This window comes from Streptomyces sp. NPDC054932 (genome assembly GCF_053610205.1).
In genome coordinates, this window is the sequence record NZ_JBSGXU010000105.1 from 1 (window position 1) to 22046 (window position 22046).

General features: G+C 73.8%; 22 protein-coding genes and 1 pseudogene. 8 read left to right on the forward strand and 15 right to left on the reverse strand.

Going from position 1 to position 22046, the window contains the following annotated elements:
- Nucleotides 1-1411, reverse strand: a 1411-nt coding sequence (locus ACWGE1_RS25205; protein ID WP_453422759.1) for a carboxylesterase/lipase family protein, incomplete at its 3' end; no start/stop codon positions are given.
- 99 nt (nucleotides 1412-1510) lie between these two features.
- Between ACWGE1_RS25205 and ACWGE1_RS25210 the strand changes: the two genes are divergently transcribed.
- Nucleotides 1511-1831 carry a hypothetical protein gene (locus tag ACWGE1_RS25210; RefSeq protein WP_453422760.1) on the forward strand — a complete coding sequence of 107 codons (321 nt, stop codon included), beginning with the start codon at nucleotides 1511-1513 and terminating at the stop codon, nucleotides 1829-1831.
- Nucleotides 1832-1928: 97 nt separating this feature from the next.
- Entirely contained in the window at nucleotides 1929-2213 is a 285-nt protein-coding gene (locus tag ACWGE1_RS25215) for a chaplin (protein WP_399920961.1), read from the forward strand.
- 131 nt (nucleotides 2214-2344) lie between these two features.
- On the opposite strand, the gene ACWGE1_RS25220 is transcribed toward ACWGE1_RS25215, so the two are convergent.
- The 6 genes from ACWGE1_RS25220 to ACWGE1_RS25245 all read right to left on the reverse strand — a co-directional run bounded on the left by ACWGE1_RS25220 (nucleotide 2345) and on the right by ACWGE1_RS25245 (nucleotide 7872).
- The gene (locus ACWGE1_RS25220) at nucleotides 2345-3208 is read right to left on the reverse strand and encodes a tyrosinase family protein (RefSeq protein ID WP_453422761.1); all 864 of its coding nucleotides are present in this window, start codon (nucleotides 3206-3208) and stop codon (nucleotides 2345-2347) included.
- 30 nt (nucleotides 3209-3238) lie between these two features.
- Entirely contained in the window at nucleotides 3239-3601 is a 363-nt protein-coding gene (locus tag ACWGE1_RS25225) for a tyrosinase family oxidase copper chaperone (RefSeq protein WP_453422762.1), read from the reverse strand.
- Nucleotides 3602-3660: 59 nt separating this feature from the next.
- A complete protein-coding gene (locus tag ACWGE1_RS25230) occupies nucleotides 3661-4200 on the reverse strand; it encodes a GNAT family N-acetyltransferase (protein ID WP_453422763.1) in 540 nt (179 codons plus the stop codon).
- 371 nt (nucleotides 4201-4571) lie between these two features.
- Nucleotides 4572-5705 carry an acyl-CoA dehydrogenase family protein gene (locus tag ACWGE1_RS25235; protein WP_453422764.1) on the reverse strand — a complete coding sequence of 378 codons (1134 nt, stop codon included), beginning with the start codon at nucleotides 5703-5705 and terminating at the stop codon, nucleotides 4572-4574.
- Nucleotides 5702-6889 carry an acyl-CoA dehydrogenase family protein gene (locus tag ACWGE1_RS25240; RefSeq protein ID WP_453422765.1) on the reverse strand — a complete coding sequence of 396 codons (1188 nt, stop codon included), beginning with the start codon at nucleotides 6887-6889 and terminating at the stop codon, nucleotides 5702-5704. The genes ACWGE1_RS25235 and ACWGE1_RS25240 overlap by 4 nt, the downstream gene beginning before the upstream one ends.
- A complete protein-coding gene (locus ACWGE1_RS25245) occupies nucleotides 6886-7872 on the reverse strand; it encodes an NADPH:quinone oxidoreductase family protein (protein WP_453422766.1) in 987 nt (328 codons plus the stop codon). Before ACWGE1_RS25245 ends, ACWGE1_RS25240 begins: the two co-directional genes overlap by 4 nt.
- A gap of 212 nt (nucleotides 7873-8084) precedes the next feature.
- Between ACWGE1_RS25245 and ACWGE1_RS25250 the strand changes: the two genes are divergently transcribed.
- From ACWGE1_RS25250 to ACWGE1_RS25260, 3 genes are all read left to right on the forward strand, one after another.
- Nucleotides 8085-9200, forward strand: a complete 1116-nt coding sequence (locus tag ACWGE1_RS25250; RefSeq protein ID WP_453422767.1) for a hypothetical protein — start codon at nucleotides 8085-8087, stop codon at nucleotides 9198-9200.
- A 103-nt stretch (nucleotides 9201-9303) separates the two neighbouring features.
- Nucleotides 9304-10200 (forward strand): SDR family oxidoreductase, encoded by an 897-nt coding sequence (locus tag ACWGE1_RS25255; RefSeq protein WP_453422768.1) that lies wholly within the window; start codon nucleotides 9304-9306, stop codon nucleotides 10198-10200.
- 36 nt (nucleotides 10201-10236) lie between these two features.
- Complete coding sequence (locus ACWGE1_RS25260) at nucleotides 10237-11040, forward strand: hypothetical protein (RefSeq protein WP_453422769.1); 804 nt, start codon at nucleotides 10237-10239, stop codon at nucleotides 11038-11040.
- Here ACWGE1_RS25260 and ACWGE1_RS25265 read toward each other — a convergent pair.
- The 3 genes and pseudogenes from ACWGE1_RS25265 to ACWGE1_RS25275 form a co-directional block, all read right to left on the reverse strand.
- Nucleotides 11027-11554: an enoyl-CoA hydratase/isomerase family protein gene (locus ACWGE1_RS25265; RefSeq protein WP_453422770.1), complete on the reverse strand. Its 528-nt coding sequence runs from the start codon at nucleotides 11552-11554 to the stop codon at nucleotides 11027-11029. The genes ACWGE1_RS25260 and ACWGE1_RS25265 overlap by 14 nt on opposite strands.
- 130 nt (nucleotides 11555-11684) lie before the next feature.
- A pseudogene (locus ACWGE1_RS25270) lies at nucleotides 11685-11873 on the reverse strand (enoyl-CoA hydratase/isomerase family protein); the annotation flags it as partial.
- A 52-nt stretch (nucleotides 11874-11925) separates the two neighbouring features.
- Nucleotides 11926-12687 carry a PIG-L deacetylase family protein gene (locus ACWGE1_RS25275; RefSeq protein WP_453422771.1) on the reverse strand — a complete coding sequence of 254 codons (762 nt, stop codon included), beginning with the start codon at nucleotides 12685-12687 and terminating at the stop codon, nucleotides 11926-11928.
- 18 nt (nucleotides 12688-12705) lie between these two features.
- On the opposite strand from ACWGE1_RS25275, the gene ACWGE1_RS25280 reads away from it, so the two are divergent.
- Entirely contained in the window at nucleotides 12706-13524 is an 819-nt protein-coding gene (locus ACWGE1_RS25280; protein ID WP_453422772.1) for an MBL fold metallo-hydrolase, read from the forward strand.
- 33 nt (nucleotides 13525-13557) lie between these two features.
- Here the strand turns inward: ACWGE1_RS25280 and ACWGE1_RS25285 are convergent, their stop codons facing one another.
- From ACWGE1_RS25285 to ACWGE1_RS25300, 4 genes are all read right to left on the reverse strand, one after another.
- Entirely contained in the window at nucleotides 13558-15312 is a 1755-nt protein-coding gene (locus ACWGE1_RS25285; RefSeq protein ID WP_453422773.1) for a DNRLRE domain-containing protein, read from the reverse strand.
- A gap of 119 nt (nucleotides 15313-15431) precedes the next feature.
- A complete protein-coding gene (locus ACWGE1_RS25290) occupies nucleotides 15432-16742 on the reverse strand; it encodes an alpha/beta fold hydrolase (protein ID WP_453422774.1) in 1311 nt (436 codons plus the stop codon).
- 164 nt (nucleotides 16743-16906) lie between these two features.
- Nucleotides 16907-17992 carry an S-(hydroxymethyl)mycothiol dehydrogenase gene (locus ACWGE1_RS25295; protein WP_453422775.1) on the reverse strand — a complete coding sequence of 362 codons (1086 nt, stop codon included), beginning with the start codon at nucleotides 17990-17992 and terminating at the stop codon, nucleotides 16907-16909.
- A gap of 73 nt (nucleotides 17993-18065) precedes the next feature.
- Complete coding sequence (locus ACWGE1_RS25300) at nucleotides 18066-18998, reverse strand: LysR substrate-binding domain-containing protein (protein ID WP_453422776.1); 933 nt, start codon at nucleotides 18996-18998, stop codon at nucleotides 18066-18068.
- A 71-nt stretch (nucleotides 18999-19069) separates the two neighbouring features.
- Here ACWGE1_RS25300 and ACWGE1_RS25305 point away from each other — a divergent pair, with 71 nt between their 5' ends.
- Both ACWGE1_RS25305 and ACWGE1_RS25310 read left to right on the forward strand, forming a co-directional pair.
- Nucleotides 19070-19978, forward strand: coding sequence for a dihydrodipicolinate synthase family protein (locus ACWGE1_RS25305; RefSeq protein WP_453422777.1), 909 nt, complete (start codon nucleotides 19070-19072; stop codon nucleotides 19976-19978).
- Between the two features lie 393 nt (nucleotides 19979-20371).
- A complete protein-coding gene (locus ACWGE1_RS25310) occupies nucleotides 20372-21070 on the forward strand; it encodes a transglycosylase SLT domain-containing protein (RefSeq protein ID WP_453422778.1) in 699 nt (232 codons plus the stop codon).
- A gap of 58 nt (nucleotides 21071-21128) precedes the next feature.
- On the opposite strand, the gene ACWGE1_RS25315 is transcribed toward ACWGE1_RS25310, so the two are convergent.
- Nucleotides 21129-22034 carry a phytoene/squalene synthase family protein gene (locus ACWGE1_RS25315; protein ID WP_453422779.1) on the reverse strand — a complete coding sequence of 302 codons (906 nt, stop codon included), beginning with the start codon at nucleotides 22032-22034 and terminating at the stop codon, nucleotides 21129-21131.
- Between the last annotated feature and the right edge of the window lie 12 nt (nucleotides 22035-22046).

The following is a 22046-nucleotide window of genomic DNA, read 5'->3' on the forward strand; positions in this document are numbered from 1 at the left end:
CCTTCGGCGGGCCGTCGCCGTTCCAGGGCGCCCAGCCCGGATCGCCCGTCACCGCGAACCGCACCCAGGCCGCGTGCATCTCGTCCGCCAGCGCCTGCGGGGTGTCCGGTCCGGCCAGCCAGGATGCCTCGGGTGCCGCGAGCGTGTCGAACACGAAGCCGAGCTCCAGGGCGTGGCAGGCGCCGAGCCCCGGAACGCCGGAGGACCAGCCGAACTCGTACAGGAAGCTCGGCGCCGCCCGCCGGGACCCCGCGAGCCTGCGCAGCGGGTCGCGCAGCAGCCGGTCGGTGAGCAGCTGTCCGGCCAGCTCGGCCGGGCTCGCCGCGGGCAGGGCGGCCCGCAGCACCCGTACGGCCTCCGTGTCCTTGCCGGCGCGGACCCGGGCGAGCGCCACGGCCAGCGGGCCCAGCCGGTCCAGCAGCCGCATCCCACCGGTGGGGGCGAGCCACAGCCGGTACTCCTCACGCGTCCAGCCGAGGAGCAGCGGCACCTCACCGGAGACGGCCGAGTCGCACAGGGCGTCGAGGGGGTCGGCCGGTACCGTGCCGGGGTCGGTGACCAGGCCGAAGGCGGGTCCGCCGAGGAGCGGGCCCGATCTGCGCAGGACGGCCGCCTGGGCGGCGAGCAGGTCGGGCAGGGCGACGGCCGTGAAGGCCGCGGCGGTGGCGTCCACCTTGAGCAGCGAGGCCATCCGCCGGACCATGGCGCGGACCCTGGGGCGCGGCAGGACCTCGGGGGCGCCGCTCTGCAGGACCGCCCGGTGGAAGAGACCGGCCGCGCGGGGAGCGGCCAGCAGCGAGCCGATGCTGATCGCCCCGGCCGATTCGCCGAAGACGGTGACGCGGGCGGGGTCCCCGCCGAAGGCCTCGATGTTGTCGCGGACCCATTCGAGGGCGGCGATCTGGTCCAGCAGGCCGCGGTTGGCCGGGGCGTCGGGGAAGAGTCCGTAACCGAGGACGCCGAGGCGGAAGTTGAAGGAGACGAGCACGACCCCGTCGCGGGCGAAGGCGGAGCCGTCGTACACGGGGACGGCCGAGGAGCCGCGGGTGTGCGCCCCGCCGTGGATCCACACCATGACGGGCAGCCGGGCCCCGGGGGCCGGGTCGGGGGTCCACACGTTCACGTTCAGGCAGTCGTCCCCGGGGATCACCGGGTCGGGGAGCAGGGCCGCGAAGGTGTCCGGGTAGGGCACCTTGGGCGCGGTCGGCCCGTAGGCCGCGGCGTCGCGCACGCCGTCCCAGGACGCCGGGGGCACGGGCGCCGCGAGGCGCAGGGCGCCGACGGGCGGGGCGGCGTACGGGATGCCCAGGAAGGCGGCGGTCCCTCCGGGCCCGGTCCGGCCCTCGACGACCCCGGCGGCCGTCCTGGCCCGCGGCCTGCCGTGGCCGTCGGCGGCGCCCTCTGCGCTCATGTTGTCCTCCTGGGATGCCGGTGCCGGTCGCACGGTCGCACAGCCGTCCAACGGGTGACAAGGCGTGACCGGGTCCGGCCCCGGCCCGGTTGGGCGGGCATGCGATTCGTGCGTATCCACCATGCCGTGCCCGTCCTGCTGCTGGCGGGCGCCACGCTCCTGTCCGGTCCGGCCCTGGCCGCCGGGCCCGACTTCCAGTACGTCGGCCAGGACGACCGGGGCCACGGCCTCGCCGCGCCGAGGGGCTGCGTCGAGGCGGAGGGCGGCGGCGCCCGGGCGGTCACCAACGGGACCCGGAGCTCGGCGACCCTCTACGCCGGACCCCGGTGTTCGGGCCGGGCCCTGCGGGTCCTGCGGCCCGGCGAGGTCGGCCAGGTACGGCCGTACTTCGCCTCCGTGCGATTTTCCGTCACCGGGTAGGCCCAGGGGCCGTGACCCCTCGGCCGCCCCCGCGTTGTATGCCATGTCAAATGCCACAGACCCTGTGGCGCCCCACATATCTCAAGAGGAGATCTTGATGTCGCGTATCGCGAAGGCATTCGCCATCACCGCTGTCACCGGTAGCGCCGTGGTCGCCGGTGCGGGCCTGGCTGTCGCCGATGCCGGAGCGCACGGTGCGGCGGTCGGCTCCCCCGGTGTCCTGTCGGGCAACCTGCTCCAGGTTCCGGTGCACGTCCCGGTCAACGTCTGCGGCAACACCGTGAACGTGATCGCCCTGCTCAACCCGGCGTTCGGCAACACCTGCGTCAACGCCTCCGGTGGCGGCAACCACCACACCCAGGGCGGCGACTACGGTCACTGATCGGGACGCCGGTCGGGACGCCGAGCGCCTCGACCACCTGATCCACGGAAGGGCCCCCGCCGATCGGCGGGGGCCCTTCCCCCTGTTCTCCCCCTGACTCTGCAGGGGGCGCGTGCGCGGGGGCGTGCGCGTCATTCGTAGCGGTACAGGCCCTGGTGGTCGGACATCTCGCGCGGAGTGATGTTCCACGGCGGCATCGGCTCGTCGAGGGCGATGACCCGGCCGCGCTGGAGGTCGCCGCGGGCCAGGGGGACGGCGGGCAGATAGCCGGATCCGGGGTGCTTCTGCTGCCAGCGGTCCCAGATCAGGTCGACGAAGGCGTGGTGCAGCCAGAACGCCGGGTCGTTGGGCGCGGTACCGCCCGTCATGTGACCGCCGATCCACTGGTGGACCTTGTTGTGATTGCGCCAGCGCTCGCTCTTGGGGGCCGCCCAGCCCTCCAGCTTGTTGCGGAAGCCGCCCGCGGTGGCCGTGGAGTCCCAGGGCGAGACGTCGTAGGTCGGGTCGTCGATCGCCCACTGGAGCTCGGCCGCGGTGGGCAGGGTGATCGGGTTCTGCGGCCGGCCGAGGTTGCGGGTGAGGAAGGCGGACTCGGTGATGCCCACGGTCACCGTCCAGTTGCCCTTGTCGTAGGCGAACGGCCCGGTCATCACCTTGCGGTCGCTCGCCCGGCCGGTGCCGCCGAGGAAGTCGTCGGCCCACAGGGAGGAGACCGGACTGGTGTCGGTGGTCCAGTCCCAGTAGGGGACGCTCACACCCGGGTCGATCTCCTGCAACTGCTTCTCGAACTCGAGCAGATAGCGCCGGTGCCACGGGAAGAAGGACGGCGACATGTGCCCGACGCGCAGTTTGCGGTCGCGGTCGGGCACGAAGTACTTGTCGTGGGTGCGCACCAGGGCGTCGTAGCCTCCGGCGCGCTTGAGCTCCAGCACGGCGGCCGTGAACCGCTTCTTCTGGGCACTGGTGAGGTTCTTCTGGTTCTGCCGGGTGTGCAACGCGGGGCTCCTCCCGTTCCCGTGGGTGTGTCAGCCGTGGTGCGGGGCCGCGAGGGCGAGCTGGGTCGTGCCCAGCTCGTCGACGGCGGCCCGGGCCAGTTCCAGTGGCGTGGGATAGGACTGGAAGTGGTTGATACCGCTGAGGTAGCTGCCGTCGGCCCGGCGCATGACGTGCAGCGGGCGGCCGTCGATGCGGACCCCGGCGACGTCCACGGCGATGTGCCGGCCGCGGTACGTCTCCTCGAGCGGCGCCGGGGTGAGGGTCTGCCGGGGGCGCCGGGCGCGCAGCACGGGGGCCAGGGCCGCGGCCGTACCGGCGAGCACGGCCGCGGTGAAGGCCGTACGCAGAACCGCGCGGCGGGTCAGTGGTGCGGCGGGCGATGCTGCGGACATACGGTCTCCCTCGCTCGGTGGCCGGCGGCTACGGGTCTAACGCCGCGCGGCGGGCGAGGTCACCCGTGGGAGCTACGGAGCTGCTTGTAGAAGAGCGTGGTGGGGTGCAGCCGGCCCGCCGGGTCGGTGGCGTAGTCGGGGATGGTGCCCGCCTCCGTCCAGCCGGCCGAGCGGTAGACCCGCTCGGCGCCGCTGCCGGTCTCGGTGTCCAGGTACAGCAGCACCACCCCGGCGCGGGCCGCGGCGGACTCGGCCTCGGCGAGCAGCGCCCGGGCGGCGCCCCGGCCGCGGGCCGCCGGATGGACCATGAGCTTGCGCAGCTCGGCGCGGTGGCGGCCGTTCGCCTTGGTCTCCCGGTACCAGCTGACGGTGCCGTCGATGCGGCCGTCGCCCCCGGAGCGGGAGACCCACAGCGCGAGGGACCCGTCCTCGACGGCGGGCAGCAGCGAGTCCCACCATGCGGCGGCGCCCTGCCGGTCCAGCCCGGCGAGGAAGCCGAGGGAAGAACCGCCGTCGACCACGGCGAGCAGGAGGGCGGCGAGTTCGTCGCGGTGGGCGCGCAGCCCGGTCGCGGAGAGCGCGGTGATGGTGGCCGTCATGGGCCGAGGATAGGGATCGGCCGGGGGCCCGTCGCAGTCGGGGGCGGTGATCGCGACGGGGGCGGGACGGGAGGCGCGAACGCTCTCGCGGGAAGGCGACAAGCACGGGGTGAGCGCCGAAGGCGGCGGACGACCTGCTGTCGGAGGTGTGGCTGCAGGCCTTCGCCGGGCGCGCCGGATTCGACGCGACCCGCGGCACGGCCAGGGCCTGACCCTTCGGCGTGGCCCGGAACGTCGTTGCGGGTCACTGGAGGCGGCTCGGCCAGGACCGGTCCGTTCCGCATCCGCGCAACCGGGCAGCGACCCCGGCAGAGCATCCCCCGCACCAGGAGCGACTGCCGAAGGGGCCCGCTGCCCGGTCCGAGCACGATCTAGGGAGCGGGGAGTTCCGCGAAGTCCGCGACCAGGCCGCGGTGGTGGCCCGTCGTGCCGAGGGCCAGGGAGTCGACCTTGGCCCGCTTGAGGTACAGGTGGGCAGGGTGTTCCCAGGTCATGCCGATGCCGCCGTGCAGCTGTACGCACTCCTCGGCGGCGCGGACGGCCACGCCCGAGCAGTAGGCCTGGGCCACGGCGACCGTCAGCGGGGCGTCGGGGGCCGCGGTGGCCAGGGCGTCGGCCGCGGCCCTGGCCGCCGCGCGCGCCGAGGCCACGTCGAGCCAGAGCCGGGCGAGGCGGTGCTTGAGGGCCTGGAAGGAGCCGACGGGACGGTTGAACTGGTGGCGGCCCCGGACGTGTCCGACGGTCTGCGTCAGGCACCACTCGGCCAGCCCGAGCTGCTCGGAGGCAAGCAGTCCGGCCCCGGAGAGCAGGGCGCCGGCGACGGCCGCCCGGGCCGTTCCGGGGTCGGCGAGGCGGGTGCCCGCCGCTTCCTCCAGCGTGACGGTGGCGAGCGGTCGGGTCAGGTCCAGCGGGACCCGCGTGGTCAGCCGGGCCGAGGCCGCCGGGACGGCGTAGAGACCGGTGTCGGCCAGTACCAGCAGGACGTCGGCGGCCACCGCGTCCGCCACGGAGGTGACCGTGCCGCTCAGCAGCCCTGCGCGCCCCTCCCGTACGGGGGCCGGGAGGGGTGCGCCCGGGGCGAGGGTCAGCGGCACGGCCGGAACGCACACCGTGCGGCCCGAGGCGAGCTCCCGCAGCAGCGGGGCGGCTTCCGGGGTGTCGCAGCCGAGCAGGATCTCCGTGGCGAGGACCGCGCTCGTCAGGTACGGGGTGGGCGCCACGGCCCGTCCCAGCTCCTCCAGGACCACGGCCGCCTCGCGGTGGGACGCGCCCTGCCCACCGAGCTTCTCGGGTACGAGGAGGCCGGCCGCGCCGATCCCGACGGCGAGGGTGTGCCAGAGTGCCGGGTCGTGCGGCCGGTCGGTCTCGGTCCGGGCGAGCACGCTCGTCGCGTCGCAGCGGTCGGCGAGGAGCGCCCGTACGGCGGAGCGGAGCTCCTCCTCGGTCTCGGAGTAGAGCAGGTCGGTCGGTGCCGCGGGCGCCACCGGCGTCGTCGGTGTCTTCATCGGGCCAGGTCCTTCCAGGCGAGGTCCTTGTCGTCGCGCGGCTCGGGGGGCAGGCCGAGTACGCGTTCGGCAACGATGTTGAGGAGGATTTCGCTGGTGCCGCCCTCGATGCTGTTGCCCTTGGCGCGCAGGTAGCGGTAGCCGGCCTCGCGGCCGGTGAAGTCGACCCCCTCGGGGCGCCGCAGGGTCCAGTCGTCGTACAGGAGGCCCTCCTCCGCGAGGAGTTCGACCTCCAGCCCGCTGATCTCCTGGTTGAGCCGGGCGAAGGTGAGCTTCATGCCCGATCCTTCGGGGCCGGGCTGTCCCGCCACGAGTTGCTGGCGCAGCCGTTCCCCGGTGAGGCGGGCGACCTCGGCCTCGACCCACAGTTCCAGCAGCCGCTGGTGGAGGGCGTGGGTGCGCAGCTCGGGGCGTTCGCGCCAGGCGGCGGCGACGGGGGCGATCATGCCGCCCTCGCGCGGGATGCGCATGCCGCCGATGGAGACGCGTTCGTTCATCAGGGTGGTGCGGGCGACGGCCCAGCCCTGGCCGACGGCGCCCAGCCGGTGGGCGTCGGGGATGCGGACGCCGGTGAGGAAGACCTCGTTGAACTCGGCCTCGCCGGTGATCTGGCGCAGCGGCCGGACCTCGACGCCCGGGGCGTGCATGTCGCAGAGGAAGTAGGTGATGCCCTGGTGCTTGGGGAGCCCGGGGTCGGTGCGGGCGATCAGGATGGCCCAGCGGGCGGTGTGGGCGCTGGAGGTCCACACCTTCTGGCCGTCCACGATCCAGTCGCCGGAGCCCGTTTCGCGGACCGCGCGGGTGCCGAGGGCGGCCAGGTCGGATCCGGCGCCGGGCTCGCTGAAGAGCTGGCACCAGACTTCGTCGCCGACCCACAGGGGGCGCAGGAAGCGCTGCTTCTGCTCCTCGGTGCCGTACGCGAGGATCGTGGGCGCGGCCATGCCGAGGCCGATTCCGATCCGGCGCGGGTCGTTGTCGGGCGCGCCGGCGGCCTCCAGTTCGGCGTCGACGACCGTCTGGAGGGAGCGGGGCGCGCCGAGGCCGCCGAGACCTTCGGGGTAGTGGACCCAGGCGAGTCCGGCGTCGAAGCGGGCGCGCAGGAAGTCGGTGCGGTCGGTGTCGGCGGGCGGGTGGGCGCGGAGCAGGTCCCGTACGCGCTCCACCAGTTCCTCGGTGGTGGTCATCGCGGGTCGCCTCCGTCCAGGGCCGGTACGACGACCAGCCGGCCGGTGGTGGCGCCGTCGGCGAGGCGCTGCACGGCGTCGGCGGCTGCGGCCAGCGGGACGCGTTCGCTGACCAGCGGTGTGATGGCGCCCTCGGCGGCGAGCCGGGTGAGCTCGGTGTGGCAGGCGGCGATGGCGGCGGGATCCTTGGCGGCGTACAGGCCCCAGTGCAGGCCGAGGACGGTGTAGTTCTTCACGAGGGCGTGGTTGAGGGCGGGTGCCGGAACGGTGCCGCTCGCGAAGCCGACGACGACGATCCGGCCCTCGAAGGCCACGCATTTGGCGGAGGCGGTGTAGGCGTCGCCGCCGACCGGGTCGTAGACGACGTCGGCGCCGCGTCCGCCGGTGAACTCCTTGACCCGGGCTGCGATTCCGGCCGTTTCCTCGCTGGTGCGGTCGATCACCAGGTCGCAGCCGAGCTCCTCGGCGGTACGTACCTTGGCCTTGCCTCCGACGACCCCGATGACGGTGGCTCCGGCGGCCTTGCCGAGCTGGACGGCGGCGCTGCCGACCCCGCCGGCGGCGGCGTGCACGAGGAGGGTCTCGCCGGGCTGGAGCCGGGCCCGGCGGTGCAGGCCGAACCAGCCGGTCTGGTAGCCGATGTGCAGGGCGGCGGCCTCGGCGTCGTCGAGGGTCTCGGGGGCCGGGAGCAGTGCGCGCGCGGGCGCGGTGACGTACTCGGCGAAGCCGCCGTGCGGCAGGCTCGGGTTGGCGATGACGCGGCGGCCGTCCTCGGTCTCGCCGCAGATCTCGACGCCGGGGGTGAAGGGCAGCGGCGGGCGGATCTGGTACTGCCCGCGGACGAGCAGCGCGTCGGGGAAGTTGACGTTGGCGGCGAGCACCTTGAGCTTCACCTCGCCCTCACCGGGCACCGGTTCGGGAACCTCTTCGAGGCGCATGGCCTCACGGGGTTCTCCGGGGGTATGTACTCGCCATGCCTGCATCCGGGGCCTCCAGCCGCCGTCGGGGAACCACGCTCCGCGGGCATACTAAGCAGTCGCTTGCCTCCCTGGGAACCACCGGTCAGGGTGGAGAACCCTCCGGAGCGAATCGACACGCGTCATTCAGGCCACATCCGCATCAAGATCAGGCAACATGTGGCGTGCACGTGTCATGACTCAACGGGGAACAGCACCTGTCCAGGGGGGACAACCACATGAGAAGAAGCATGTCCGCGGCCGCTGCCGCCATCGTTCTGACGGGCCTGATCACCGCCGCCGGACCGGCCGCGGCGGCCGACGCGAAGTGCGCACCGAAGATCCAGGTGCTCGGCTCGATCGGGGACGAGTCGTACGTCCGCGACATCCCGCCCAGCCAGGGTGTCTTCGGCCTCGGGGCGGGCGACCTCGCCGTCGGCGTCTCCGGCCGCAAGCCCGTCTACTGGACCGGCACCACCGTGCACCGGGTCCCGCTGAGCGACCCGGAGCAGACCGGGCAGGTGATCGCCGTCAACGCGCACGGCCTGATGGTGGGCGTCGTCCACGGGGTCGACCTCCACTCCCTGTTCACGTACCGGGTGGGCGACGCTGCGATCACCCTGCTGCCGGACAGCTACGGCCACGACATCGAGGCCGACGTCAACGACGCCGGGTACGTGGTCTCCCGCTCCGACGGCGGGGTCGCCACCGTCTGGAAGGACGGCCTGAAGGTCCGCGAGCTGCCCCTCCCGGCCGAGGCCGGCCCGGGCTCCCGGATCGAGATGGTCACCGGCATCAACAACCGGGGCGACATCATCGGCATGGCCGCCCAGGACTATGAGGTCCCCGAGACCGGCCAGCACCTGGAGGGCACCCACCCGGTGCTGTGGCCGGGAGACGGCTCCGCCGCCCGGCTGCTGGCCCCCACGGCGAACGACAGCTACGTCCAGGACATCGACGAGAGCGGCCGGGTCGTCGGCTACGACTGGTCCGGACCGTGGTACGAGTACGCTCCGCGCGTCTGGGAGCCCCCGCTCACCGGGAACCCCGTGTCCCCGACCGTGCTGAGCACGCACCCGTACGCCACGTTCGAGGCGATCAGCGCCACGACGAACCTCACCGTCGGCACGGCCAAGTTCCACCCGGACATGCTGACCCTGCCGGACCAGGCACTCCTGCGGTCCGGCTCCGGCCCGGTCAAGGCCCTGCCGCGGCTGGCCGCGGGCGGGGCGAGCATGGCCGAAGCGGTCTCGGACACCGACCGGGTCGGCGGCTCGGCCGTGAACGCGAAGGGCAAGCTCAAGCCGGTCATCTGGACCTGCGCGACGAAGCAGGCGTACAACCCGGGTAGCTAGCACCCCGTCCTGCCGGGCCGCCCGGGCCCGGCCTGCCCGGCACGGCACTCCCGGGGCCGCCCGGGGATGGTGATCCGAGCGCCCGCACGCTATCGATGGGCGCATGGAGAATCCTCTGCGCGGGCTGCCCGCGCCACCGGCGCTCGGCGCCGCCGCCCTGCCCCCCGGGACCTACGGGGGGCAGGTGGTCCTCGTGACCGGCGGCGGCACCGGGCTGGGCAAGGCCATCGCCGCCGAGTTCGCACGGCTCGGCGCCGATCTGGTGATCGCGAGCCGGCGCGCCGAGCAGCTCAAGGCGGCGTGCGAGGAGCTGGCGGCCGTACCCGGCGCGGGCCGGGTGACGGCCGCCGTCTGCGACATCAGGGATCCCGAGCGGGTCGCCGAGGTCTTCGACGCGGCGCAGGCGGCCTTCGGTCTGCCGGACGTGCTGGTCAACAACGCGGCCGCGAACTTCCCCTCCCCCGCGGAGGACCTCTCCCCGAACGCCTGGCGGGCGGTGGTCGACATCACGCTGACGGGCACCTGGTTCATGACCCGCGAGTTCGGCCGCCGCCACCTCGCAGCGGGCACCCCCGGGTCGATAGTGAACATCGGCGCGTCCTACGCCTGGACGGGCGGGCCGGGCTTCGCCCACAGCGCGGCGGCCAAGGCCGGTGTGCAGAACCTGGTGGAGACGCTCGCGGTCGAGTGGGGACCGTACGGCATCCAGATCAACGGGCTCGTCCCCGGGCTGTTCCCGCACACCGACATGACCGAGGACGTCCGGGGCGGCCTGGAACGCGCCGCGCCCGGCGCGAAGGACGCCCGGCAGCCCGCCCTGCGGGTCGGCGCGCCGCGTGAACTGGGCTGGGCCGCCACCTTCCTGGCCTCGCCGTACGCCCGGTTCATCACCGGGCACACCCTGGTCGTGGACGGGGCGAACTGGCAGCGCCGCTCGGTGGTCAACCCCGAAGTGGTCCCGGTCCGCACCCAGCTGGGCCGCGGCCCGTTCACCCCCTGAGCGCCGATTGTCAGTGGCCGGTGCGAGGATCGCACCATGTCTCTCGCCGATCTGACCCTCGACCGCTGGCGTTCGTTCGACCCGGCCGCCGCCGGACGCATCGCACACGAGGCCGCCGCGCAGGTGGGCGGCCGGGTGGTGCTGCTCGACGCCGCCCGGCACCTGGGCGGGGCCCTGCACCGCGTCCGCATCGAGCGCGAGGGGCAGGAGTTCGCCCTCATACCCGGCGGGACGGTGCGCCTGGGGTTCGACCTGGAGGCCTGGGCGCCGACGCCCGAACAGGCCGCCGACTACGCGGCGAGCGTGGACGAGGGGTACGGGTACGGGCACGAGGACCTCAAGGCATATCTCGCCGAGATGCTCAGCCCCCGGCGCACCGTGGATCTGCCCGCCGTGCTCATGGCCGTGGAGAACGAGGCCCTGACCGACGACCCGGCCGACATGCCGGCCGTTCTCGCGGCGCGGGGGCTGCGGATGCCCGGCGCCGACGAGTGGGAGCACGCGTGCGGGGCGGGGGCGGACACCCTGTTCCGGTGGGGCAACGAATGCCCCCTGGACGAGGCGTCGTACGGGGCCGGAGGCGGCGTCCGACACGAACCGAACGCCTTCGGGCTGCACATCGCCTACGACAGCTACGCCACGGAGCTGAGCGCGGAGCCGACCGCGGTGCACGGCGGCGACGGGGGCGAGGCCGTCTGCGGTGGGTACGGCGACCTGCTCGCCTGGCTGCCGCTGGCCACCGCCAACCGCAACCCGTACATGGCCGAGTTCGTGTACGGGCCGGAGGGCGAGGGCATGTGCGAGGAGTTCTCGACCCGGCCCGTGCTCAGCCTCCGCTGAAGCGCGGGGGCCTGCGGGCCGCCTTGGCCGTGTAGCCCTCCCGGCAGTCCTCCGAGGTGAGGGTGAGGGCCGCGGTCATCGCCACCCGGTCGAGGGCCGCGGGAAGGGCGGCATCGGCGTAGCCGTCGATCGCCCGCTTGATGCCCTGGACCGCGAGGGGCGCGTTCGCGGCGATCTCGCGTGCCACGGCGCGGGAGGCGGGCTCCAGCTCCTCGCCGGGGACGACCAGTTGGACCAGGTTGAGCCGCTGCGCCGTGGCGGCGTCGATGCGGCGGCCCGTCAGGGCCAGGTACTTGGCCCAGCCGGCTCCCGCCTCGCGGGCGATGCGGAGGTCGCCGCCCGCGTCCACCGCCACGCCCAGCCGGGCTTCCGGCAGGGCGAAGACGGCGTCCTCGGCCGCCAGCCGGACATCGGCCATCAGCGCCAGCTCGAAGCCGAAACCCAGGCAGTAGCCCTGGACGGCGGCCACGACCGGCTGCGGGAGACGGGCCAGGACCGCGAACCGCTCGTGCACCCAGCGGATGCCCTCGTAGTAGTTGCGGGTAGCGCTCGGCGCCGGATCCGCCCGTGATGGCGCCGCCGGGGGCGGTCACGTCGATGCCCGCGCAGAAGGCCCGGCCCTCGGCCCTCAGCAGCACCACCCGGACGGACGCGTCGAAGCGGATCCGGTCCGCGAGCAGGCCGAGCTGGCGGGTGGACTCCCAGCTCCAGCCGTTGAGCTTGTCCGGGCGGCACAGGGTGAGGACCGCGAGGCCGTCCGCGACCTCCAGCCGGATCCGCTCCTCACCCTCCGCGATCTCCGTGGAGATGGTGTCGATCACCGTGTCCCGCACCCCCGGCCCGATGGCTGACGATCTGACGAACCGTCAGACTAGGGGTGGCCGGTCAGCGGGGGAAGACCTCGAACGGCACGGCCGGGCGGCCGCCGAACCGGGCCGACGCCTGCTGTGCGTTGCCGGTGAGGAAGGTACGGACGTACTCCTCCGGGTCCTGGTCCGTGAGCACCTCGATGTACGCCTTGTGCTCCAGCAGGGACTTCACCGAACGCTCCAGCCCGGGCCCGGCGTCGGCCGCGTGCGTCGGGGTGGTGGATCCGGCCACCGCGACCCAGCGCACGCCGTTCCACGGCTCCAGGCCCTGCTCGATGAGCTCGGGGAAGATCCAGCGGTTCCCGGCGTCCCCGGCGGCGTCCAGGACGGCCCGGCCGACGGCCTTGTGGTCGGGGGTGTTCCAGTAGCCGCCGCCCTGCGCACCGCCCCACGTGTCACGGTGGTTGAGGGTGATGACCAGCTCGGGACGGTGCCGCCGGATGGCCGCCGCGATGTCCCGGCGCAGGCCGAGGCCGTACTCGATGATCCCGTCGTGGTAGTCGAGGAACTCCACCTCGGACACGCCGACGACCGCGGCGCTCGCCCGCTGCTCCGCCTCCCGCAGCGGACCGCAGTCGGCGGGGGCGATGCTGTCGATGCCCGCCTCGCCGCGCGTGGCGAGGAGGTAGACGACCTCCCGGCCTCCGTCCGTCCAGTCCGCGATGGCGGCCGCGCACCCGTACTCGAGATCGTCGGGGTGTGCGACCACCGCGAGGGCACGCGTCCAGTCGGTGGGCATGGGCTGCAAAGCGGGCTGCTGATCAGGTTGTTCGGTCATGTATCGCACAATAGGCGAATGGACCGTCACGGGCAGGTGGTGGCGCTGCTCGACGCCACGGGGATCTTCTTCGAGCCGGCCCGCACCGCCTTTCCCGGGGCGGACGGGGCCGCCTGGGCCCGGGCCGCACTGCTGGATCCGGGTGCGACCGGACCGGACGGGACATGGAGGCTGGACTTCCGGTGCTTCGCGATCGCCCGGCCCGGCGGCCGCTGGGTGCTCGTGGACGCCGGGGTCGGACCGGCACGGTCCCCCGCCGCCGCGTGGGCGCCGGTGCCCGGACGGCTGCCGGACGCCCTCGCGGCAGCCGGCATCGCCCCGGCCGACGTGGAGACTGTGGTCCTGACGCACCTTCACGAGGACCACGCGGGCTGGTCCTCGGGGGCCGACGGCGAGCCGTTCTTCCCGAACGCCCGGTACGTCGTCCAGCGCACCGAGGTCGCCGCGCTGGACCGGGCCGATCCGGTGTGGGACTGGACGGTGGCGCCGCTGCGGGCGAGCGGCCGGTTGCACGAGGTGGACGGCACCCACCGGCCCGCCCCCGGGATCACCCTGCTCCCGACGCCCGGGCACACCCCCGGGCACCAGTCGGTACTGGTGGAACAGGGCGCCGGGGCCCGCGACGTGCTGGTCACCGGGGACGTACTGGTGCACGCGGTGCAGCTGGGCGATCCGGCAGTGCCGTACTCCCACGAGCGCGACCGGGATACCGCCCGGGCCTCGCGCGAGGGCCTGCTGGCGCGGGCCCGGGAGCGCGGCGCCCTGCTGGCCACCGCGCACCTGACCCGTGCGTTCGTGGAGCCGCCCGGGAACGCGAAGCCGGGCCGGCCCTGCTGAACGCAGGCGCCGGCCCGGCCGGTTGACATGAGCTCAGCCGACCGGCCGCGGGGTCGCGTCGATCCCGGTGGCCGTCGCCCGGAACCAGACGGCCCTGCCGTCGGCGCCGACGGCGGCCAGGTCGGCCAGACCGTCGCGGTCGAAGTCCCCCGCCGAGACCAGCGTCGGGAACGCCGCCCGGCCGAGGCCCGAGCCGATCTTCACGCGCTGCGCCGCGGCCCAGCCCGTGGGGTCGAACCGGCCGTCGGCGTCCTTGGCCCCCCGCACGGCGAACAGGTCGCCCGAGGTGTCGTCGCGCACCCACAGGTCGGTGGCGCCGTCGCCGTCCGTGTCGCCCGGGACGAGGACCGAGACGGTGTCCCAGCCGCCGTCGCCGACGAGGACCGGGCCGCCGTTCATGTCGAGGTAGCCGGAGCGGCTGCCCGCGTACGCCCAGAGCTTCGCGCCCTGCTTGACGAGCAGGTCGGGCTCGCCGTCGCCGTTGAAGTCACCGGCGTCGGCGATGTCCTGGGCGTCCGACCAGTGTTCGTGGCCCCGCACCGGATCGTTCTCGATGGCGCTCAGGACGATGCCGTCGTGCGGAGTGACACTGCCGAGGCCGTTGTTGGGGAGGAGCCGCAGCTGCTTGGCCCCCAGCCCCTCGACGGACTCGAGCACCAGCAGGTCGTTGTAGCCGTCCTCGCCCCAGTCCCCGCCGGCGGCGATCCGGGTTCCCGGGGCGAAGGACGCCCCGCCGTCGGCGGCCGGCGCGAAGGTGCCGTCGGCCCGGCCGGCCGAGAAGCGGAGCCTGCCGTCCGCGTCCAGGGTCCACAGGTCGCGCAGGCCGTCGCCGTTCAGATCGCCGGCGGCATCGCGCACCCCGCCGTTGCCGAGGGCCCAGATCTGGTAAACGGCCTGGTCGGAGCGGTATCCGGCCTTGTCGACGCTGTAGGCGTAGATCATGTGGGGGCCGGAGCCGGTGGGTGTGATCACCACCGCGGCACCCGGCGCCACGGCGACCTGGCGGAAGTCGAAGGTCGACCAGTAGACGATCTTCTCGAGGTTGGCGGCGCCGCCGGTGCCGAAGGTGAAGGTGCCCGGGGTGCGGGCCTTGCCGGTGTGGGCGGGGGCACCGTTCGAGGCGTCGGGGAACTCGGGCGAGCTGATCACCGGCGGCACGGGGCGGCCGATGGTGGTCTCCAGTTTCGCGCTCGCCGGGGCGAAGCGCTTCCAGGCCGAGGAGTCGGACTCGTCCGAGGCGAACAGACCGACGGTGACGGAGGTCCGGGACGCGGCCGCCGCCTCCTTCACCAACGCGGTGGCGTCGAACTCGAGGTCGCCCGATGCGCAGCCCTCACGGCCCCTGGCGTCCGTCACCGTCGCCAGCCGGACGCCCTTGGCGGGCTGGTTCTTCCACGTGGTCCTCGCCGAGACGGCGCCGACGCTCCACAGCTCCACCGGACGGGCCGTGCAGGACGCGGCCCCCGTGTTGGTGATCCGGAAGGTCGCCCTGGAGACCGTGGCGCCCGCCAGCGCGGTGGTGTCCAGCCGGAGGTACGCGCGGGACAGGCCCTCGGCGCCGCCCTCGTTGCCGACGCGCAGGTCGTCGGCGGTGTTCCAGTAGGAGCGGTTCGGGTTCTTCTTGGACACGCGCGTCCAGGCCTGTGCGCCGACGGGGGTCTCCCCCGCCCCCGCGGCGCTGACGGCCGGCGCGGCGACGGCGGTCGTCGCCGCTCCTGCCACCACGCCGGTCACGGCCAGTGCACCGGCCAGGGCCAGCGAGACGGCGCTCGACATCGTTCTCGGCATGCACACTCCACACATCGGTCGGTTCCACGGGTACGGGGAACCACCCCTAATCGTGTGATCAACTTCTGCGGGAACGATTAATCGGGGCCCTCATCACACGCCTGACCTGCGCGGACGGGTTACGCCTCGTCGCGGACGAGGGCCAGCAGCCGGTCGAGGACGCGGGGGCCGCCGGCGCGGACGCCGTCGTGCTCGAACTCGTCCGTCACCCAGGTCCGCAGGCCGCGGACGGCCCGGGCCGTCTCCAGCGAGTGCGCGGTGTCCACGTACATGTCGTCGTGGTAGACGGCGGCGGCCACCGGTACCTCGTTGGCGGCCAGGCGCGCCGGGTCGTAGAGCGGCTGCCAGCCGGTCCGCGCGGCCAGGATTTCCGCGGTCTCGCGCAGCGGGGCGAGAGACGGATCGGTGGTGAAGTGCCAGGGATGAATGGTCTCGCCGGTGAAGAGCAGCGGCTCGTCGCCCGCGAGCGCCTTGTCCGCGTCGAAGCGGGGGTGGCCCGCGCGCACCCGTTCGGCGGCCCAGGCGGTGGGCGTGGCGGGGTCCTGGGCGTAGATCGCCTCGTGGACCAGGGCGTAGAGGGGGTGCCCGGCGAAGGACAGCAGCGAGCGGGCGCTCTCCAGGAAGGCGTCGGAGAGGGCGGGTCCCGCGGGGGTCGGGACGAAGGCGTCCTCCAGCAGGTAGTGGAGCTGGTGGCTGCCGTCGCCCACGCCGAGCAGGATGCCGAGGGACTGGAAGCCCTCGACGGTGAGGCGGTGGCCGCCGGGGAGTTCGGCCGGGTGTTCGGCGAGGTGGGCGGCGATCCGGCGGGCGCGCTCGACGTCCATGGGGTACCGGGCGTAGTGGGCCAGGTTCTTGCGCTCGATGCGGGGGTGGGCGGCCTCGTACACCTCGTCGGCGGTGGCGGTCAGGGACGGGAGGCCGCCGGTGATCAGGGCGGCGGTGAGGCCCTCGGGCGCGGTGGAGAGGTAGCGGGTGGCGCAGAAGCCGCCGAAGCTCTGGCCGAGCACGGTCCAGGGCGCGCCGCCGGTCAGGCCGGGGCGGATGGCCTCGGCGTCCCGCACGATGGAGTCGGAGCGGAAGTGGGCGAGGTACTCGGCCTGCTGGGCGGGGGTGCCGCGCAGGGGCAGGGTCTGCCGGTTCACCGGGGTGGAGCGGCCGGTCCCCCGCTGGTCGAGCAGCAGCACCCGGTACTCGGTCAGCGCCCGCTCCAGCCAGGCCTGCCGGCCGATGAAACGGCGGGCGCCGAAGCCCGGTCCGCCCTCCAGGTAGAGCAGCCACGGCAGCGTCTGCGGGTCCTTGCCGGCGGCCACGACCTCGCGGGCGTACAGCTCGATCCGCTCCCCGTCCGGGCGCTCGTGGTCCAGGGGGACGGAGAACCGGTGGTCGGTGAGGACCGTCCCGGGCTGGCGGTAGCTGTGTGCGACGGTCACGGACGGCCCCCAGGGGTACGAGGTGTTGGGTGACGAAGGACCGCGCCCCGGCCGGGTGTCGGCGGGGCGCGGGGTGGTGTTCCGAGTCTAGGCGGACCCGATCCGGCCCGGCGCGGGCGGACGGGACGGACGGGGTCCGCAGGCGGGACGGGCCGGACGGGCCGTCAGAACTCGACGACCGAGCGGAGGACCTCGCCGCGTTCCATCCGGGCGAACGCGTCTTCGACGCCGTCGAGCGGGATGGTCTCGGAGACGAAGGCGTCCAGGTCGAGCCGGCCCTGCAGGTAGAGGTCGATGAGCAGCGGGAAGTCGCGCTCGGGCAGGCAGTCCCCGTACCACGAGGACTTCAGCGCTCCGCCGCGGCCGAAGACGTCGAGGAGCGGGAGTTCGAGCTGCATCTCCGGGGTCGGCACGCCCACCAGGACCACGGTCCCGGCGAGGTCGCGGGCGTAGAAGGCCTGGCGGTAGGTCTCGGGGCGGCCCACGGCGTCGATGACCACGTCCGCGCCGTTGCCCCCGGTCAGGCCCTGGATCGCCTTGACCACGTCGTCCGTGCTGCCGTTGACGGTGTGCGTGGCGCCGAGGCCCCGGGCCCACTCCAGCTTCCGGTCGTCGAGGTCCACCGCGATGATCCGCGAGGCGCCCGCCAGCCTGGCTCCGGCCACGGCCGCGTTGCCCACTCCCCCGCAGCCGATGACGGCGACGGAGTCGCCCCGCCCGACGCTGCCGGTGTTCAGGGCGGCGCCGAGGCCGGCCATCACCCCGCAGCCGAGGAGTCCCGCCGCGGCCGGGGCGGCCGCCGGATCCACCTTGGTGCACTGACCGGCCGCGACCAGGGTCTTCTCGGCGAAGGCGCCGATGCCCAGGGCCGGGGAGAGCGGCGTGCCGTCCTCCAGGGTCATGGGCTGGGTGGCGTTGTGCGTGGCGAAGCAGTACCAGGGGCGTCCGCGCCTGCAGGCGCGACAGGTGCCGCACACCGCACGCCAGTTGAGGATCACGAAGTCGCCGGGGGCCACGGAGGTGACGTCCGGGCCGACCGCTTCGACGACCCCGGCGGCCTCGTGGCCGAGCAGGAAGGGGTATTCGTCGTTGATGCCGCCCTCGCGGTAGTGCAGGTCGGTGTGGCAGACCCCGCAGGCCTGCACCCGGACGAGTGCCTCGCCGGCTCCCGGGTCGGGCACGAGGATCGTCGTCGTCTCCACCGGTGCGCCCTTGCTCCGGGCGATGACCCCTCGTACGCGATGCGTCACGTCGTACCTCGCTCTGATCGAATCGGTCTGGATCAACGAACGTACACGGACGGCACGCGGTACGGGAGTTGTGTCACGTTCCGGCGCGCGACCCGGCCAGATCCGGTGGTACGGCGGCCCGGAGTGCCGCTCCGAAGGCCGCGACGGCGGGGTGGGCGCCGGCTCCGCTGCGGAAGGCGAGGTTGGTCCGGCGCTCCATGAGCAGGCGGGTGAGGCGGACGGCCGGATCGGCCGGACCCGTGACCCCCAGCTGGGGTACGACGGCCACGCCCTGGCCCACCGCGACCAGGGCGAGGACGGTGGCGAACTCGTCGACCCGGTGGCGGACCATCGGGGTGAAACCGGCGGCCTGGCAGGCCCGGACGGTCATGGCGTGGCAGAGGGTGCCGGGGGTGGCGGTGATCCAGGGGGCCCCGGCGTGCGCACGCAGGACCGCGCCCTGGTCGGGTGCCCCGGGCGGGCCGGGGGCCTCGTCGGCGGGCGCGGCCAGGTACATCGCCTCGCTGTAGAGGGGTTCGGTGGCCAGTCCCGGCTCGGGCTCGGCGGGTACGAAGTCGTACTCGTGCACCAGGGCCACGTCCAGGTCCCCGGCCCGCAGGGCGTGCGCCACCGCCGCCGGGTCGGTCTCCGAGACCATCGGCTCCAGCCCCGGGTGGCGCCGGGCGAGGGCGACCAGTGCGGCCGGGACGATGGCCCGGGTGGCGGTGGGGAAGGCGCCGATCCGCAGGGCGCCGGCGAGTCCGCCGCGCGCCTCGGCGAGGTCGGCGTCGGCCTGTTCCAGACGTTCGAGGACGGCCTCGGCGTGCCGGACCAGGTTCTGCCCGGCCGGGGTGAGGCGGACCCGGCGGCCGGTGCGCTCCAGCAGGGGCAGGCCGGCCTCCCGTTCGAGGACGCTGAGCTGTTGGGACACCGCCGAAGGGCTGAAGGTGAGGGCCTCGGCGACGGCCGCGATGGTTCCGCGGCGGGCGAGTTCGCGCAGCAGGCGCAGGCGTCGTACATCGAGCATCGGCTCAGCTTACGGTTCGGATAAGAAATGCGAACTGGATTTGATCCTTTGCTCGGGCGAGGCTCTTCGGCATGGCACAGGACATCGCAGAAGCCCTCCCGTTGCACGGGATCCACGTACCGCTCGTCACTCCCTTCACCCGCGCCGGGGAGGTGGCCGCCGAGGCGCTGGAGGCGCTGGCCCACGAGGTGCTCGACGCGGGCGCCACCGGGATCGTCGCCCTCGGCACCACCGCGGAGGCGGCCGCCCTGGACGAGGCGGAGCGCGATCTCGTCACGGAGGTGTGCGCCCGGGTCTGCGGGGAGCGGGGCGCGCCGCTGACCGTGGGCGCGGGGGCGGGCTCGACCCGGGCCGCCGAGGCCTCGCTGGCCCGGCTGACCCGGTGGCCGCAGGTGCGGGCGGCGCTGGTGACGGTGCCGCCGTTCGTACGGCCGGCGGCCGCGGGGGTGCTGGCGCACTTCGCCCGGCTGGCCGGGGTGAGCCCCGTACCGCTGATCGTCTATCACATCCCCTACCGCACGGGACAACCGCTGGACGCGGCCGCACTGCGGGAGCTGGGCTCGCTGCCGGGGGTCGCCGGGGTGAAGTACGCGGGCGGCGGTATCGGCGAGGACGCGGTGGCGCTGCTCGGTGACCTGCCGGCCGGCTTCGAGGTGCTGGCCGGGGACGACGTGCACCTGTCTCCGCTGCTGGCGCTGGGTGCGGCGGGCGGGATCCTGGCCTCGGCACATCTGGCGACCGGCCGCTTCGCGGAGCTCGCCGGGGCCTGGCGGGCGGGCGACGTGACCCGGGCGCGGCCCCTGGGGCACGCGCTGGCCCGGATGTCGGCGGCGGCCTTCGCCGAGCCGAATCCGGCGGTGGTCAAGGGCGTCCTGCACGCGCAGGGGCGGATCCCGACCCCTGACGTCCGGCTGCCCCTGCTGCCGGCCTCGGAGGGGGCGGTGAAGACGGTGACGGCCGCCCTGGAGGAGCTGGTCTGACGCGGGGCGGGAACCGGCCGGTAATGCGCCGGAAAGAGTCCTGAATGGGCGATTCGACACCTACGGGCAACTCACCCCAATGAGGCACTCCGAGAGCGGACTTGCCCGTATTGACCTCCCGGCCGACGACCCGTGATGTGAGCCACACCGGACACCCCAACATCATTTCCGACAAATGACCGATTCCCTTTCCCCGGAAAGGGAATCGGTCATTGCGTACAGACCCCTTCAAGGTCATTTACCCGACCGATAGCGAGATGTCGATCTATCGGTGGAATTCGGGTCTTGTTCCCGCGCGGCGGGCTCGCCTACGGTCACCTCGTTCCTGGTGGTCAGCTGCCGAATACGGCCGCCGCCCGGGATCTCCCGTCCCCCCACGTGAGGAATTCCGCCATGCCTGCAAAGGGTAAGCACCGTCGGCCGAAGCACTACCGGATCACCCGCAAGCTGGCTCTCGCCGGCACCGGTGGCGCGGCCCTCACCCTCCCGCTGATCAGCGCGACCACCGCCGGGGCGGTGGAGACGGCCGCCGCCCCCACCACGTATTCCGTGGTCGCGGGCGACACCCTTTCGGAGATCGCGGCGGATCATTCCCTGAGCGGCGGCTGGAAGCAGCTCTACGCGGCGAACCGGAGCGTCATCGGCGACAACCCGTCGATCATCCGGCCCGGCATCAAACTGAAGCTCGGCACCCAGGCGGAGACCGAGCGCGCGAGCAGGTCCGCCGCCCGGACCGCCCTCACGCCCGCTGCCAAGCCCGCCACCGCCTACCCGAACAATCTCGACGGGTGGATCCGCGAGTCCCTCGCCGTCATGGCCAAGCACGGTATTCCCGGCTCCTACAACGGAATTCACCGCAATGTGATGCGGGAGTCCTCGGGCAATCCGCTGGCGATCAACAACTGGGACATCAACGCCCGGAACGGCATCCCCTCCAAGGGGCTGCTCCAGGTCATCGATCCGACCTTCCGCGCCTACCACGTGCCCGGCACCTCGCAGAACTCCTACGACCCGGTCGCGAACATCACCGCCGCCTGCAACTACGCAGCCGCGCGCTACGGCTCGATCGACAACGTCAACGGGCCCTACTAGGAGCCGCAGCCGCGGCGAGCGGCTGCGTCCGGATGCGTCCGGATGCGTCCGGACCGGTTCAGGCGCGGTGACGGCGGGCGGCGCGGACGAGGATCCGCAGGGGCGCCGCCAGGCCGTATCCGATGTCCCGGCGCAGGGCGGTGACCCCCGCGCGCTCCACGGCGGTCAGCTGGTGCGCCATCAGCCCCGTCATGGTCGCGATCACCGGCCGCAGCCCCGGTTCGGCGAGGTCGAGGATGCCGTGGGTGGCGTCCAGGGCCGTACGGGCACGCCGGCACTCGGCGGCGAGGAGGGCCCGTACGGCCGGGGTGTCACGGGCCTGTTCCAGGTCGGCGCGGGTCACGGAGTGCTCGGCCAGACGGGCGCGCGGAATGCAGAGCCGGCCCTCCGCGAGGTCCCCGCAGAGGTCGGCGAGGAAGTCCACGCGCTGGGCGGCATCGACGAACCGCCGCCAGCCCGCGGCCTGTTCGGGGTCGGGGCCGCCCGGGTACTGGAGCCCTGTGAAGACCAGCACCCCGGGCCAGGCGTAGGCGTCGAGGTAGGTCTGGAAGTCCTCCTCCGCGGCGAAGCCGTCGAAGCCCGCCTCGGCCGTGGCGGCGCCCTCCAGGAACCGGGAGATCCAGTGCGGGGGCAGGCCGCGCGCGTCCACCGCGTGCGCGTAGGCCCGCAGCAGGGGGTCGGGGCTGTCCCCGGACTTCAGGGCCGTCTCCACCCGCTCGGACAACGCGGCGAGACCGGCGGCCCGTTGCTGCGGGGTACCGGTCTCGGCGACGTCGTCGACCAGGTTCATGAAGGCGAGCCCGGCGGCGAGGAAGGGCACCAACGGCGGCGCGGCGAGCAGCCGCAGCGCCAGGTACGGGGCCGGCTCGCGGCGGAGCACCCGGCGGGCGGCGTAGGTGTAGTCGTCCCGCAGCCGGGGGCCGGACATGCCGGCCGCCGTGAGGGTCTTGCTCCAGCTGGGCATCGTGGTCGTACT